Genomic DNA, 15,045 nt, shown 5'->3' with positions numbered 1-15,045 from the left:
GCATGCCTTACTATGATCGAATGAGCCTGCCCAAGCTGGCCGACTACCAGCCGCCGACCGCCGCCGAGCTACCTGCCGGCCGCGCCAACTGGACCCTGTCGCCGGAGCGCTGCGCGTTGCTGGTGCACGACATGCAGGGCTACTTCACGAGGATCTATCCCGAGGGCAGCCGGGCGTTCGGCGCCGTCGTCAGGTCGGTCACGACACTGCTCGAGGTCGCCGACCGGGCCGGCGTCCCAGTGGTCTACACGGCCGCACCCGGTGGTCAGGACCCGGCCTGGCGCGGCCTGCAGACCGACCTGTGGGGGCCGGGGCCCCAGGCGGTGCCCGAACACACCGACATCATCGCGGCGGTCGCCCCACCGGCCGGCGCCACCACCCTGACCAAACACCGGTACAGCGCCTTCGTCCGTACACCACTTGCCGACTGGCTGCGCGAGCGGGGTCGCGACCAGCTCGTCGTCACCGGGGTGTACGCCCACATCGGCGTTGTCGCGACCGCGACCGACGCGTTCTGCCGCGACATCGCGCCGTTCGTGGTGGCCGACGGAGTCGCCGCCTTCGACCGGGACAGCCACCTGCGGGCATTGACCCACGCGGCGCAGAGCTGCGCCGTGGTGATCGACACGGCGACCGTACGCGCTGCGCTCGACCCGGCGGTCACGGCCGCCGCCAGGTGGGAGCAGATCCTGGCGGAGTTGCTCGATCCGCTGCTGGAGGAGCCGGCGGCGGTACGCCAGGCGCTAGCCGATCCCCAGCAGGACCTGTTCGAACTCGGCCTTGATTCGGTCCGGGCGATGTACCTGCTCACCGCGCTCGGCGACTGCGGAATCGACGTCGACTTCGGAGAGTTCACCGCCACCGGCACGGTCGGCTTCCTCCGCGACCGGATCAGCGAGTCGCCGCCCGTGACGAGTCTGCCTCCACCGGGCGTGACTGGCTCCCCCTCAGGCGTGTCCGGTGTCGCCGGCAGTTGAGCGCACCACCGGCGACCGCGACTGGCTGCCGCTGACCTCGGCCGCCCGGGGCCTGTACTTCGCCCACCAGCTCGACCCGTCCAGTGCGGCGTACTCCACCGCCGAGGTCGTGCAGATCGATGGTCCACTCGACGCGTCCCGGCTGGCCGAGGCGGTGCGCCGCGCATACCTCGACTTCGATCAGCTGCGGGTCGCGCTGCGGCTGCACCCGGACGGGCCGCAACAACGCGTACGCCCCGAACCGCCGGCCCGGGTGCGGGTGGTCGACCTGCGGTCCCGGCCGGACCCACCGGCCGAAGCCGACCGGCTGGTCCGGGCCGACCTGGCCCGCCCGCTCGACCTCGACGCCGGCGACCTGGTCCGTTCGATGCTCCTGCGAACCGGTCCCGACCGGGCACTGTGGTACCACTGCGCGCACCACGTACTGCTGGACGGCTTCGGCTTCGCCCAGTTCGCCCGCCGGGTCGCGGCCTGGTACCGCGCCCTGTTCGGAGAAGGCGGCGAGCCGTCGCCGGTCACCGCGACCCTGGCCGATGTCGTCGCCGAGGACCGGGCCCGCTGCGACGACACCGCCACGGCCTCGGACGACGAGCGGTTCTGGGCCGCACGGCTGTCCCACTGCGGGACGTCGAGCCTGGCCGGACGCTCGGCCAACCCGGCATCGGCGGCGCTGCGGGCCGCCGTCGAGCTGACCGACGACGTGCAGCGGGCGGTGTCGGACGCCGGCCGGCGCCACGGCGGCCCGTGGACCGACGTGGTGACCGCCGCCTTCGCCGGCTACCTGGGCCGGATGACCGACCTGGACGAGGTCCGCGTCGGCGTCCCGCTGATGAACCGGGTGACCGCCGGACGGCGGGTGCCGGCCGCCGCCCGGACCGTCTGCACCGCGGTGAACGTCGTGCCGATGACCCTGCACCCCGGCCCGGCCACACTCGCCGAGCTGATCGCCGAGGTCCGGGCCGAGTCTGCGCTGGTACGTGGGCACGCGTACACCCGTCAGGAGGAACTCGCCCGCCGGCTGCGCCGCCGCGGCGGCGGCGGGCAACTGTTCGGCCCGCAGGTCAACATCCTGCCGTTCGACCTGCGGCTGCGGTTCGCGGCCGGTACCGAAGGCGTCGTCCGCAACGTGACCGCCGGCCCGGTCGAGGACATGACCTGGTGTCTGCGTGGCGTCCCCGGCAAGGGCCGACCGGTCCACTTCGAACTCGACGCCAATCCTCGGCTGTACCGCGACCGCGAGGTCGCCTGGCATGCCGAGCGGATGGTCTCCTGGCTGACCACGGTCGCCGGGGCCGACCCCACTGCTCGGGTCGCCGACCTGCCGCTGCTGACCGGGGCCGACCGTCGGCGGGTCCTGGTCGATTTCCGTGGACCGACGGTCGACCGGGCGAGCACCACCCTGCCGGCGGCCTTCGACGAGCAGGTGCGCCGCACTCCGGCGGCGGTGGCGCTGCGCTACGCCGACCAGGAACTGACCTACGCCGGGCTCGACGAGCGGGCCACCCGGCTCGCCTGGTCGCTCGCCCAGCTCGGGGTCGCCCGGCGGGACGTCGTCGGCGTGGGGCTGGCGCGCGGCGTCGAGCTGTTCGTCGCGGTGTACGCGTTGGCACGGCTCGGCGCGACGTACCTGCCGATCGACCCGCAGCTGCCGGCCCGGCGCATCGGCGGCATGCTCGCCGACGCCGGCTGCGGTTGGCTGCTCACCGATGACCGAGCCGGGCTGCCGGTCGACGAGGTGGCGGCGGAGCGACCGGCGTCGCGGCTGCTCTCCCTCGACCCCGGCACACCGGTGAGCCGGGCCGCCGAAGCGGCGTCACCGGCCCAGCTGCGGCGGCTGCGTGCCGACCCGCGCTACCACGCCGGACCCGACGACGTGGCCTACGTACTGTTCACCTCCGGGTCGACCGGACGGCCCAAGGGCGTACGGGTCACCCACCGGGCGATCGACAACCGGCTGGCCTGGATGCAGGACCACTTCCGGCTGCGGGGCGGGGAGCGGGTGCTGCACAAGACCCCGATCTCGTTCGACGTGTCGATCTGGGAGCTCTACTGGCCGCTGCGGGTGGGCGGATGCGTGGTGGTGGCCGAGCCCGGCGGTCACCGGGATCCCCGCTATCTGGCCGACCTGATGGTCCGCGAGCGGATTTCGACGGTGCACTTCGTCCCGTCGATGCTGCGTGCGTTCTGCGCCGACGCGACCAGCGCCGAGGTCGGTCGGGCGGGGCGACTGACCCGGTTGGTCTGCAGCGGTGAGGCGCTGACCGGGGACCTGGCCGCGGCGGCGGCGCACCGTCTCGCAGTGGCGCCCACCAACCTGTACGGACCGACCGAGGCGGCGGTCGACGTGACCTGCTGGCCGTGCGACCCGCAACACGACGGCGACGCGGTGCCGATCGGCCGGCCGATCTGGAACACCCGGGCCTACGTCCTCGACCAGGACCGCCGGCCGGTGCCCCCCGGTGCCAGGGGCGAGCTGTACCTGGCCGGGGTGCAGCTTGCGGTCGGGTACGCCGGCCGCGACGATCTCACCACCGAGCGGTTCGTACCCGATCCGTTCGTTCCTGGCGAGCGGATGTACCGCACCGGTGACCTGGCGAGCTGGCGCGACGACGGTGCGTTGCGCTACCTGGGCCGGGTCGACGACCAGCTCAAAATCCGTGGCCAGCGGGTGGAGCCGGGCGAGGTGGAGGCGGTCCTGGGCGCGGTGCCGCAGGCCGGGCAGGTGGCCGTGGTGGGTGTCACCTGCTCCGGCGACGACACCCGGCTGGTCGCGTACGTCACTGGAGCCGTCGGCATGGATCGGCTACGGGCGGTCGCGGCGGCGCATTTGCCGGAAGCGATGCGGCCGGCGGCGTACCAGCGGGTGGCCGATCTACCGCTGACCGGCAGTGGAAAGGTCGACCGGGCCGGTCTCGTCGCGCGCGGCCTGCCCCGTGCCGACGTCGACCCCAGTGCCGCCGGGCCGGCCGACCTGTGGCAGCAGTTGATCGGCGAGCTGATGGGGGACGTGCTCGGTCACGACCGACCGGCGGTAGCCGACACCGACTTCTTCGTCGCTGGCGGTAGTTCGTTGCTGGCACTGCGGTTGATGGACCGGATCGAAGCCACGGTCGGCGCACGACTGTCGCTGGCCGATGTCTTCGCCGCACCCACGCCGGCCCAGCTCGCCCGGTTGATCAGCGCCGGCGGCGCGGCGGGTCGCCGGTCGGATCTCGGCGAGATCCTGACGCTGCGTACCGGTACCGGGTGGCCGCTGGTGCTGCTGCCGCCGGCCGGTGGGCTCGGTTGGTGCTACGCCCCGCTGTTGCGGCGGTTGCCGCGTTGGCTCGGGGTGCACGCGATCCAGTCGACCGCCTTCACCGAGCCACAGGTCGCGCTGCCGCCGACGCTGCCGGCACTGGCGCGGCGCTACCTGACCGCGATCCGCTCGCTGGTGGGCGACGGCGGATTCCACGTGGCGGGCTGGTCGATCGGCGGGATGGCGGCGCAGACGGTGGCCGCGCTCGCCGCCGCCGATGGTCAGCCGACCGGACTGGTCGCGTTGCTGGACGCGTATCCGGCTGCGCAGTGGCGACATCTCGGCCGGCCGACCCGTTCCGAGGTGCTGCGCGGAATCCTGCGGATGGCCGGGGTGGAGCACCTCGTGTCGACGGAATCCCCGGTGGACGACGCCGAGGTCCACCGGGTGCTGCGCGCCGGTGGTAGCCCGATGGCGGCCTTGCCCCCGGACGTCCTGGCGGCGAGCATCCGCTGTGTGGCGCACGGCTCGGTGTTGGTCCGTACCGGCGAGACGCTCAGCTTTCCCGGTGACGTGCTGTTGTTCCGGGCCGCCGCGCCGCGCCCGGAAACCTGGCTCGAGCCGGCCGGGTGGACCCCGTACGTCGGGCGGATCGAGGTGGTCGACGTGCCGGCGACGCACCCCGACCTGGTACGGGTGCCAGCGGTCGACCAGGTCTCGGCGGTGCTCGGTGAGCGGATCGCGCCAGCCGGCTGACACCGCTGCTGCGCTGCCCGGTGCCGTTGCTCAAATGTCTGACAAAAGTTAGCCTATCCAAAGTAAGGATCACCGAGCTCAAGGTCGACCCGCTAGCTGGCAGAGGAGTCGTGGTGGTGCAGTCGTTGGCCGGTGTGGTCGCGGTGGTGACCGGTGCGGCTGGGGGTATCGGGGCTGCGGTCGTTCGGGCTCTGCTGGCGGAGGGTGCGGTGGTCGCGGCGGTGGATCGGGACGGGTCCGGCTTGGCGGGGGTGGCGCAGGGGTCTGCAGTGGTGCCGTTCGTGGTGGATGTGCGTGATCCGGTGGCGGTGGCGGAGATGGTCGAGCGGGCTGAGGGTGGGTTGGGGCCGATCGATGTGTTGGTGAACGCGGCGGGTGTGTTGCATCCGGGTGCGGCCACCTCGGTGGGTGACGGCGCGTGGGCCGATTCTCTTGCGGTGAACGCATCGGGGGTGTTCCACATGTGCCGGGCGGTGGTCGGTCGGATGCGGTCGCGGCGCCGGGGGGCGGTGGTGACGGTGGCGTCGAACGCGGTGGGTGTGCCGCGTACGGGCATGGCGGCTTATGCGGCGAGTAAGGCGGCGGCGGTGGCGTTCACGATGTGTCTTGGCCTGGAAGTGGCGCGGGACGGGATTCGATGCAATGTGGTGTCGCCGGGGTCGACGGACACGGCGATGTTGCGTCAGTTGTTGGTCGGTGGGGTCGGGCCGGGTGAGGTGGTGGATGGTTCGGTGGAGCGGTTCCGGGCGGGGATTCCGTTGGGGCGGATCGGTCATGCGTCGGATGTGGCTGACGCGGTGGTGTTCTTGGCGTCGGAACGGGCTGGGCAGATCACGTTGCAGAACTTGTATGTCGATGGTGGGGCGGCGTTGCGGATGTGACCGCTGCTGTTGTGGGTGTAGGTCGCGTGTCCTATGTGCCGTCGGGCGTTCGTGCCGTGGAGAACGGAGCCGTTCCAGTGACCAGGACCGATTTTCCGCAATGTGCCGTCGCTGATTTGCTTGATGGTTACGGTACCGACGGATCGTTTTTCTTCTCGTCGCCGCGCGGGGTGATGCTCGCTGTCGGAGAGGCAGCGGCGGCGGTGGATGGTTCGGTTGATCTGCCGGGGCGGGTGTCGGAGGTGTTGGCGGGGGTGGGTGGTGCGGTGGCGGAGCCGGTGGTGGTGGGCGCGGTGCCGTTCGCGCCGGGGGCGTCCGCACGTCTGGTGGTGCCGATGGTGGTGCGTCGTGCCGGTCCGGTCGGGGCGGCTGGTCTGGCGTCGCTGGCGCAGGGGTTCGGGGTCGGGGCGGCACGGGTGGTGGCGGTGCCGGAGCCGGACCGGTATGTCGCGGCGGTGGAGCGGGCGGTGGCGATGGCGCGTGCCGGTGCGGTGGACAAGGTGGTGCTGGCGCGGTGTCTGCAGGTGGAGGCGGACCGGCCGGTGGATGTGGGGTCGCTGCTGCGGGTGCTGGCGTGGCGGGATCCAGCTGGTTACACGTATGCGGTGGATCTGCCCGGTGGGGCGACGTTGGTGGGGGCGAGCCCGGAGTTGTTGGTGTCGCGGTTCGGTTCCCGGGTGGTGGCGAATCCGATGGCGGGGTCGCGGCCACGGGCAGTCGATCCGGTGGAGGACCGGCGGCGGGCGGCGGGGTTGCAGGTGTCGGTGAAGGATCGTCGGGAGCATGCGTTCGTGGTGGAGGCGGTGGTGCAGGCGCTGCGGCCGTATCTGGGGCGGTTGCGGGTGGGGCCGCCGACGGTGGTGCCGACGGCGGCGATGTGGCATCTGTCGAGTCGGGTGGAGGGGGAGGTGGTCGATCGGTCGGTGTCGGCGCTGCAGTTGGCAATGGCGTTGCATCCGACGCCAGCGGTGTGTGGCACGCCGGTGGAGGTGGCCCGTGCGGTGATCGCGGAGCTTGAGCCGTTCGATCGTGGTTTCTATACGGGGATGGTGGGTTGGGTCGACGCCGGTGGTGACGGTGAGTGGGTGGTGGGGATTCGGTGCGCGCGGGTGGCTGGGCGGTCGGTGCGGTTGTACGCCGGTGCGGGGGTGGTGGCGGAGTCGGTCGCGGTGGCGGAGCTGGCGGAGACGTCGGCGAAGTTCCGGACGATGTTGACGGCGTTGGGTCTTGCCGGGGGTGACGTGGATGGATGACCGGTCGGGGCCTGACGGCGGGATGGATTTCACGCCGTGGCCGGGGGAGTTCGTGGACCGTTACCGGCGGGCGGGGTACTGGCAGGGGGAAACGTTCGACCGGTGGCTGGCGGGGTTGGCGGCCCGGTACGGGGACCGGTGCGCGGTGGTGGGCGCGGGTCGGCGCTACGGCTATCGGGGGTTGCGGGAGCGGGCATTGCGGTTGGCGGCGGGTCTGCACGGTGTCGGGGTGCGCCGGGGCGACCGGGTGGTGGTGCAGTTGCCGAACGTGCCGGAGTTTCTGGCGGTGCTGTTCGCGCTGTTCCGGATCGGGGCGTGGCCGGTGTTGGCGTTGCCGGCACATCGCCGGGTGGAGATCGTTCATCTGGTGGAGTCGACCGGGGCGGTGGGGTACGTGATCGCGGATCGACATGCCGGGTTCGATTACCGGGTTCTGGCGCGGCAGGTTCGTTCGGTGTGTCCCGGGATGGCGCATGTACTGGTGTACGGGGACGCGGCGGAGTTCACCGATCTGGTCGGGTTGGCGGGTGATCCGGCCGGGTTACCGGCCGGGCCGGTCGCGGGTGAGGTGGCGTTTCTGAATCTGTCCGGTGGTAGTACCGGGTTGCCGAAGCTGATTCCGCGTACTCACGATGACTATCTGTACAGTGTGCGGGCCTCGGCGGGGATCTGCGGGTTGGACGGGGACACGGTCTATCTGTGTGTGTTGCCGGTGGCGCACAACTTCTCGTTGAGTTCGCCGGGGGTGCTGGGGACGTTGCACGCCGGTGGACGGGTGGTGCTGGCCGCCGGGCCGAGTCCGGATGTGGCGTTCGGGTTGATCGCGGCTGAGCGGGTGACGATCACGGCTGTGGTGCCGCCGTTGGCGAAGGTGTGGCTACGGGCGGCGGCGGGTCGGCGGGCGGATCTGTCGAGTCTGCGGGTGTTGCAGGTCGGTGGTGCCCGGCTCAGTGACGAGGTCGCCGTGCGGGTGCGGCCGGTTCTCGGGTGCGCGCTACAGCAGGTGTTCGGGATGGCCGAAGGGCTGGTCAACTACACCCGGCTGGACGATCCGGTCGAGGTGGTGACGACGACCCAGGGCCGGCCGATCAGCCCGGACGACGAGATCCGGATCGTCGACAAGGACGGCCGGGACGTCGCGCCCGGTGAGGTCGGACAGTTGCTGACCCGGGGTCCGTACACGATCCGGGGTTACCACCGGGCGGCGGGACACAACGCGATCGCGTTCACCCCGGACGGGTTCTACCGCACCGGTGATCTCGTGCGGGTGACGGACACCGGGTATCTGGTGGTCGAGGGGCGGGTGAAGGACCAGGTCAATCGGGGAGGGGAGAAAGTCGCGGTCGAGGAGGTGGAGAACCATCTGCTCGCTCACCCGGCGGTGTTGGACGTGGCGGTGGTCGCCGTGCCCGACGACATGCTCGGGGAGCGTACGTGCGCGGTGGTCGTGCCCCGGGAAACGCCGCCGCCGCCGGCGGCGGCGTTGCGTGCCTTCCTGCGCGAACGTGGTCTCGCCGACTACAAGATTCCCGATCGGGTGGAGTACGCCACCGCCTTCCCTCTTACCGGGGTCGGCAAGATCAGCCGCACCGAGCTACGCGCCCGACTCGCCACCGACCTCGCCGGCCGACGCCGACCAGACCCGCTGCGCGAGCGGCGGGCCCGGCCGGACGATCGGTAGCCGGCTGGTAGTCGGATCTCAATGACCGATCGGCCGTCGCTCGGCGAGTTCCTGGTATGCCTCGTCGAACTGCTCCATCGCCGCGGTCAGCCACGGCTGCGGGTCGGGCTCCCACGGCGTGGGCTCGGGCCCGGCCTCCTGCAGGATGAGCAGCCCGTCGACCAGATCGGTAGCGGCTGCGGTCAGCCACGGCTGCGACGGTGGCCCGATGACGCCACGATCGAGGTCCGCCGTACCCACCGGCCCCGGCGCGATCGGGGAACCACCAAGGGCACCGGCGGCGGCCAGGAAGGACTGCTCGGCCTGCGCACGTAGCCGGACGGCCACCCGTGGGCTGGTGGTCAACGCCGCCTCAGCCAACAGTTCCACCCCGGTGAACAGTTCGTCGACGAACCGGTACTCGGCCTCGGGCGGCAGAACCAGGTGCTGGAAGCTGACGGCCAGGACCGGGCACGGCACGCAGTCGTCGACCGCCACCGGGATATCGAAGCAGTGCCAGCCGATGATCTGCCCGCCGGCGTCGAGGATCGGGACGCAGATCTGTTGGGTGGCGGCGGCCCGGGCGGGAGCCGGCACGGCGGTGACCGTCGTGGCGGTGAGCCCCAGGACCAACGCGATCAGGACGAGCACGGTCCCGCCCCAACCGCGCCGCCGGATGCTGAACAGATTCATCACTGTCTTCCGTTCGTCGGGAACATTGCCGGCTCCAGCCTCGGCGCCAGCGTCAGAATCAGCTCAAGACCCCGTCAAAGCCGGGGCTGCGTCAACTGGCGTGGCCCGGGTCGTGCCGGTCTGTCACGATGGCGACGAGAAGCCGGATGGATTTCCGGCTGTGTGCACCACCGGTGCGAAGGACGATGGGCGGACGCAGTCGTACACCGTGGAAGGAACCGGGTGAACGGGTCGGTGCCAGCACTGCCACCATCGTGGCTGGACGAATTGACCACCTCTCGGTTGGCAGACGACGGCCTGCCGGCCGCCGTCGCGCCGGCTGATCTCGACTATCTGACCCGCGACGTGCTGGACCAGGTGCCGTCGGCCGCCCGCCAGGTGCTGCGCGACGTGGCGTACCTGGAACACGTCTGCGCCGATCTGCTCGGTCCCCGGCGCGGCGGCGTGCTCAACCAACTCGTGCAGGCTGGCCTGCTCACCCCGACCGGGCTGCCGGCAGGCACCTACCAGCACGACCCGCGGGCACCGGCCGGTCCGTGGTACCGGCCGGTGCCGGTGCTGGCGGCGGCCGTGCGAGCACGATGGCCGGTGCCTGCCGACCGGCAGCGGCGGATCTGGCGCAGCGCGGCGGACTGGTACCGGCGTAACCATGTACACGGACAGGCGGCCCGTGCCCTGCTCGCCGGCGGCGACCCCGCAGCGAGCGCGCAGGTGTTGTGCGAGCACGGTGAGGACATCGTGGCGGCCGGGGGCGCGGCGTTGGTGATCACGCTGATCCCGGGACTGCCGGAGGTGGCAGGGGGCACCGGGCCCCGGGACACCAGGCTACGGCTGATCCTCGGCGAGGCGTACACCGTCGTCGGCGACAACGACGCCGCATTGGCCGAGTTGACCATGCTCGACGGCGGTGCCGGACCGGTGGACGCGGCACTGGCCTGGCGGCAGGGCGCGGTGCACTACCAGCGCGCCGACCGCGACGCGGCCCTGGCGGTGCTCGAACGCGGCCGGCTGACCGGGCAGAACACCCGGGACGAGGCCCTTCTGCTGGTCCAGCAGGCCACCGTGCGATGGAGCCTGGGCGCCGCCGACGACTGCGGGGCACTGGCCCACGCGGCGATGCGTGCCGCTGATGCCGCCAACGACGACCGGGCCCGCGCGGCGGCCCAGGTAGCCGCGGCGCTGCACGCGGCTCTGATCGGCGACCGTTCGGCGAACGCCGGTCACTACGACCGGGCGCTTCGGCACGCCGAGAAGGGCCGGGACGCACTGCAGATAGCGCGGATCCGGACCAACCAGGCTTCGTCGCTGCTGGAAGAAGCACGGTACGCCGAGGCGGCGGCAGCTGGCGAGCGGGCGGTCACCGCGGCGGAGAATGCGGGGTACGCAGGAGTTCTCGCGGTCGCACTGGTCAACGAAGCCGAGGCGCTGGTGCGGATGGCGCGGCTGGCCGAGGCGGAGCAGCGCTATCGGCGGGCCATCACGATCAACCAGCGGGCCGGCTCCCGGCAGGTGGCGTACCCGCTGGTCGAACTCGGGAACCTGCACGCCTACCGGGGCGAACGCAGCCTTGCCCGTGCCGCGTACGAAGAGGCACTGCGCATCGCGGACCAGGAAGGTTTCCTGCAGTGCCTGATTCCGGCCCTGTCCGGCCTGGCCCGGCTGTCGGCCGTTGACGACCCGTACACCGGTCAGGAGTTGGCGCGGCGGGCGACCCGGCACGCCACCGGGCCACTACGGACGCTGGCGCTGTTGGCCACCGGCTGGGTAGCCGCCGCAGCCGCCGCCGGTGACGAACGTGATCGGGACCCCGATCCGGACCCCGATCGAGGCCGGGCGATGGCTGCCGCGGGGGCTGCGGCCGACTCCGCCCGGCGGCACCGGGACCGGGCCGGGCTCGCCGAGGCGCTCGAGTTGCGGGCTGTCGCCGGCACCGACCCGGCCCGCATCCGGACGGACCTGATGGAGGCGTTCCGGACCTGGCGCGCGACCGGATCCGTACTGGACGCCGATCGGCTCGCCGTACTGATCATGCGCCTGCCCGACGCGACCACCGCCGAACTTCTCGCCGGACGGCTGGCCCAGGCACGCCTCGACGCCGCCGGGATCGTGGTCGGTGCCGGACCCGGTTCTCTCCCCGGTGCGCCGCCCGACGGGATCGGGCAGGTGATCGTGCGGACCCTGGGACGGTTCGAGACGTACGCGGCGGGCCGCTCGGTGCCGATTTCCGTCTGGCAGTCACGCAAGGCACGTGACCTGTTGCGCATCCTGGTAGCGCGGCGCGGACGCATGATCGCCCGGGAACAACTGGCTGCCTTGCTGTGGGCCGGCGACGAGCAGCCGCAACGAATCGCACACCGGTTGTCCGTCGCGCTGTCCACCCTGCGTTCGATGCTCGATCCGGACCGGCGCGCGCCCGCCGATCACTACATCGTCGCCACTCCGGGCGGGATCGGGCTGGACCCCGGACACGTCGACGTCGACGTCGAGTCGTTTCTGGCCGCAGCCGAGCTGGGGCTGCGGATGCACGCCGACGGCGACCGCACCGGTGCGTACGCCGCACTTCGCGCGGCGGAGCGCGACTACCTGGGTGACTTCTGTGAAGAGGAACCGTACGACGACTGGTCGGTACCGATCCGAGAGGAGGTTCGGGGCACCTACCTGCGGGTCCTACGTACCTTGGCCGGAATCGGGGCCGAGGACGGCCGGGTCGACGAGGCAGGCGGCTACCTGCTGCGCATCCTGCACCGCGATCCCTATGACGAGCAGTGCCACCGCGACCTGGTCGACCTGCTGACCGCGGCGGGTCGCCACGGCGAAGCGCGGCGGGCGAAAGCCCGTTACCTGGCGGCGATGCGGGACATCGGACAACCGGTGCGGTGAGTCGGTGGCGCGGGACCGACGTCGACCTGGCCGACGGCATGTCGTTCGAGGATTCATGCTGTTTCTCGCCGGCGTCGGAGTCCTTGCAATCGGAGCTGGAGTCTTCTGGGGCGTGTCGGTCTGGTCGAAGAAGGACGCCGACAGATAGAGCGGGTACGCCAGACGAAGCTCCGCTCGTGAACCGGGCCTCCGGGCGATCCGTACCATGTTGACGGACTTGTTCCCACGCGTGGAAGGACCTCGGGGTTGTCCTCCTCTACGAGCCAGCCGCCGGTCATCGGCGGGGCGGCCCCGAAGGACCCGCGTCCGAGGGCAGACCTGGTGGCGGCCGCCCGGCGGCGGCCGGGCCGGCTCGACTGGCTGCGGCGACGCCGGCGGTGGGCGTTCCCGCTCGTGCTGGTCGCGCTGCTCGCCCAGATGGCGGTCGCGATGGTCACGACGGCGGTGGCCCAGACCCCGACCATCGACGAGCCGGTCTACGTCGGTACGGCAGTGGTCTACCTGGAGCAGCACAGCCTGCGGTACAACCCGGAACATCCACCGCTGGGCAAGCTGATCATCGCGACCGGGCTGGCCTTCGCGGACGTGCGCCTGGACCCGGCCTTCGCCGGCGACCAGACACAGCTCGGCCGGCGTGTGCTCTACGAGTCGGGCAACGATCCAGGGCGGCTGTTGCTGCTGGCGCGGCTACCGATGATCGTGCTCACACTGCTGTTCGGGCTGGTCGTCTTCGCCTTCGCCCGGGACCTGGCCGGCTCCGTGGACGACCTGGCCGGCACCGTCGGCGGGCTGGCGGCGCTCGCCCTGTACACGTTCTCACCCGACGTCGTCGCCCACGGATCACTGGCAACGCTCGACGTGCCGGCGGCAGGTTTCCTGCTGACGTCGGTCTGGCTGCTGTGGCGGGCCCGACGCCGGCCCGTACGGTATCTGCCCCTCGCCGGGCTTGCCCTCGGCGCGGCGCTCGCCGTCAAGATGAGCGCCCTGGCCGCGGTTCCGGTGCTGCTGCCGCTGGTCGTCCTGTCGGTGAGGCACGCCCACGGTAGCCGCGACGTCGACCAGGACCGGACCACCCGGTTGGCCAGGCGCCTAGGGTTCGGCGCGGTGGCGGCCGCCGGAGTGGCGGTGATCGCGGTCGCGGTGGTGTGGGCCTCATACCTGGTGGTGGACCCGTGGCTGCGCTGGGAGGCGCCGGTGGATCTGCCGGCCGTCCAAGGCTTGCGTGCGCTCGTCGGCTGGCTGCCGTTGCCCGAACCGTACCGGGACGGGATGCGTGTCCAGTTCGGCTTCGAGGACCGGGTGTGGGGGGGCTTCCTGTTCGGCCGGCACTACGCCGGCTCGCTGTGGTACTACCTGCCGGCCGCGTTGCTGGTGAAGACGCCGCTGGGCACGCTGGCACTCTGGCTGGCCGGCGCCGTGGTGCTGGTGGCGGTTCCCCGGCTGCGCCCGGCGGCACTGTACGTACTCGTTCCCGCGGCCGTGCTGCTGGGTACGGCGATGACCGGCAGCCGCGACCTCGGCGTCCGGTACGCGATCTTCGTGCCGGTGTTCCTGGCGATCGCGGTGGCAGGGCTGGTCACCGTGCGTCGACGGTGGGTACACGTCGCGGTGGCGGTCCTGGTCGTCTCCGTCGCGGTCAGCTCGCTGCGCACGTTCCCGTACTACCTGCCGTACGCCAACGAGGCGTTCGGCGGGCCGGCGAGGACTCACCGGCACCTGCACGACTCGAACGTCGACTGGGGCCAGGACCTGGGCCGGCTGGCGGAGCGTCTGCGGCAGCGGTACCCGGGCGAACAGGTGTGGCTCGTCTACAAGGGGGCCGGTGTGCCGTCGTACTACGGCATCGACGCCGCCGACCCGCGTACGGTGTCCCCGGATCAGGTGGGTGGGTTGCTCGTGGTGTCGAATTCGGCCATCGCCAAGGCCGACGACCGCCTGGCGGCCCTGATCGGCGGCAGCACGCCGATCGACGGTGTCGGCCACTCCATCACCATTTTCCGTCGACCGTGACCGACGATCGTACATAGCGGAAGTTGAGCGGTCACCGAGACCTGCAGCTTCTGGCCCGGCGGTGGGCGGCCCGACCGGGCCGCCCACCGGGCGGAATCGTGGAGCGCAGGTCGCGATGGTGCGAACCTGGTGGTCAGGGCTCCAGATCGTCGCAGATGTTGTCCGCCCCGCCGACGGTGAAGGTCACCGTCCGGTACCCGGTCTTGCTGATATCCAGCGTGTAGATTCCGTTCGGGACGTACATGCCGCTCGGCATGTTGCTTCTCTCTTCGTTCATGCCCAGCAGGATCGGTCCCCATACCCGCCAGGTGACGTTGTTGGAGAACGACCCACCCGGCCGGATGTTCAGTACCGAGCTTCCACTGATGTCCACCTCGATCGACGCTCCGGTCGACTTGTTGGTGATCTGGTAGATGAGCGCGCCGGTGTACATCTCGCGCTTCGACGAACCGTCCGGATACGTCTCCAGCACCATCTTCATCATCCGGTCGACCACGGCTTCGCCGTGAATCGGGAAGTCACAGGTGACACCGGCCTCCTGGTCGAAAGGCTCTGCCGGCACCCGTACCCATTCGTTGTTGATGGGGGGCTTGGGGCGCTTGTCGACTGTCGCCGACGCGGGCACGGCGGCGACGAGCACGGCGGTGGCGCTGGCCACCGCGAGAGAAATCAGTTTGCGCATGTACGGCAGTCTCAC

Annotated in this window: 9 protein-coding genes; 7 read left to right on the top strand and 2 right to left on the bottom strand. The window is 71.3% G+C overall.

What is annotated here, in order from left to right:
- Nucleotides 1-20 precede the first annotated feature (20 nt).
- From ACN27F_RS17115 to ACN27F_RS17095, 5 genes are all read left to right on the top strand, one after another.
- Nucleotides 21-977, top strand: coding sequence for an isochorismatase family protein (locus ACN27F_RS17115; RefSeq protein ID WP_421434537.1), 957 nt, complete (start codon nt 21-23; stop codon nt 975-977).
- A complete protein-coding gene (locus tag ACN27F_RS17110) occupies nt 961-4,971 on the top strand; it encodes an amino acid adenylation domain-containing protein (protein WP_421434535.1) in 4,011 nt (1,336 codons plus the stop codon). The genes ACN27F_RS17115 and ACN27F_RS17110 overlap by 17 nt, the downstream gene beginning before the upstream one ends.
- Before the next feature lie 113 nt (nt 4,972-5,084).
- On the top strand, nt 5,085-5,852 hold the full coding sequence (locus ACN27F_RS17105) for an SDR family oxidoreductase (protein ID WP_421434533.1): 768 nt from the start codon (nt 5,085-5,087) through the stop codon (nt 5,850-5,852).
- Nucleotides 5,853-5,929: 77 nt separating this feature from the next.
- The gene (locus tag ACN27F_RS17100) at nt 5,930-7,105 is read left to right on the top strand and encodes an isochorismate synthase (protein WP_421434531.1); all 1,176 of its coding nucleotides are present in this window, start codon (nt 5,930-5,932) and stop codon (nt 7,103-7,105) included.
- Nucleotides 7,098-8,786: a (2,3-dihydroxybenzoyl)adenylate synthase gene (locus tag ACN27F_RS17095; RefSeq protein ID WP_421434529.1), complete on the top strand. Its 1,689-nt coding sequence runs from the start codon at nt 7,098-7,100 to the stop codon at nt 8,784-8,786. Before ACN27F_RS17100 ends, ACN27F_RS17095 begins: the two co-directional genes overlap by 8 nt.
- Nucleotides 8,787-8,804: 18 nt before the next feature.
- Here ACN27F_RS17095 and ACN27F_RS17090 read toward each other — a convergent pair whose 3' ends face one another.
- Nucleotides 8,805-9,458, bottom strand: a complete 654-nt coding sequence (locus tag ACN27F_RS17090) for a hypothetical protein (RefSeq protein ID WP_421434527.1) — start codon at nt 9,456-9,458, stop codon at nt 8,805-8,807.
- A gap of 282 nt (nt 9,459-9,740) precedes the next feature.
- Between ACN27F_RS17090 and ACN27F_RS17085 the strand changes: the two genes are divergently transcribed.
- Together ACN27F_RS17085 and ACN27F_RS17080 are read left to right on the top strand one after the other, a co-directional pair.
- Nucleotides 9,741-12,338 carry a BTAD domain-containing putative transcriptional regulator gene (locus ACN27F_RS17085; RefSeq protein ID WP_421434525.1) on the top strand — a complete coding sequence of 866 codons (2,598 nt, stop codon included), beginning with the start codon at nt 9,741-9,743 and terminating at the stop codon, nt 12,336-12,338.
- Nucleotides 12,339-12,584: 246 nt separating this feature from the next.
- A complete protein-coding gene (locus tag ACN27F_RS17080; protein WP_421434523.1) occupies nt 12,585-14,348 on the top strand; it encodes a phospholipid carrier-dependent glycosyltransferase in 1,764 nt (587 codons plus the stop codon).
- A gap of 133 nt (nt 14,349-14,481) precedes the next feature.
- On the opposite strand, the gene ACN27F_RS17075 is transcribed toward ACN27F_RS17080, so the two are convergent.
- Complete coding sequence (locus ACN27F_RS17075; RefSeq protein ID WP_421434521.1) at nt 14,482-15,030, bottom strand: hypothetical protein; 549 nt, start codon at nt 15,028-15,030, stop codon at nt 14,482-14,484.
- Between the last annotated feature and the right edge of the window lie 15 nt (nt 15,031-15,045).

The sequence above is a fragment of the Solwaraspora sp. WMMB335 genome (genome assembly GCF_049179075.1).
GTDB lineage: Bacteria > Actinomycetota > Actinomycetes > Mycobacteriales > Micromonosporaceae > Micromonospora_E.
This window is presented reverse-complemented; position numbering and strand designations above follow the sequence as displayed.

What these genes read in the sequence shown, in the direction of transcription:
- ACN27F_RS17095 (WP_421434529.1), top strand. Translation starts at nt 7,098, where the DNA reads ATGGATGACCGGTCGGGGCCTGACGGCGGGATGGATTTCACGCCGTGG.
- ACN27F_RS17075 (WP_421434521.1), bottom strand. Translation starts at nt 15,030, where the DNA reads ATGCGCAAACTGATTTCTCTCGCGGTGGCCAGCGCCACCGCCGTGCTC.
- ACN27F_RS17115 (WP_421434537.1), top strand. Translation starts at nt 21, where the DNA reads ATGAGCCTGCCCAAGCTGGCCGACTACCAGCCGCCGACCGCCGCCGAG.
- ACN27F_RS17090 (WP_421434527.1), bottom strand. Translation starts at nt 9,458, where the DNA reads ATGAATCTGTTCAGCATCCGGCGGCGCGGTTGGGGCGGGACCGTGCTC.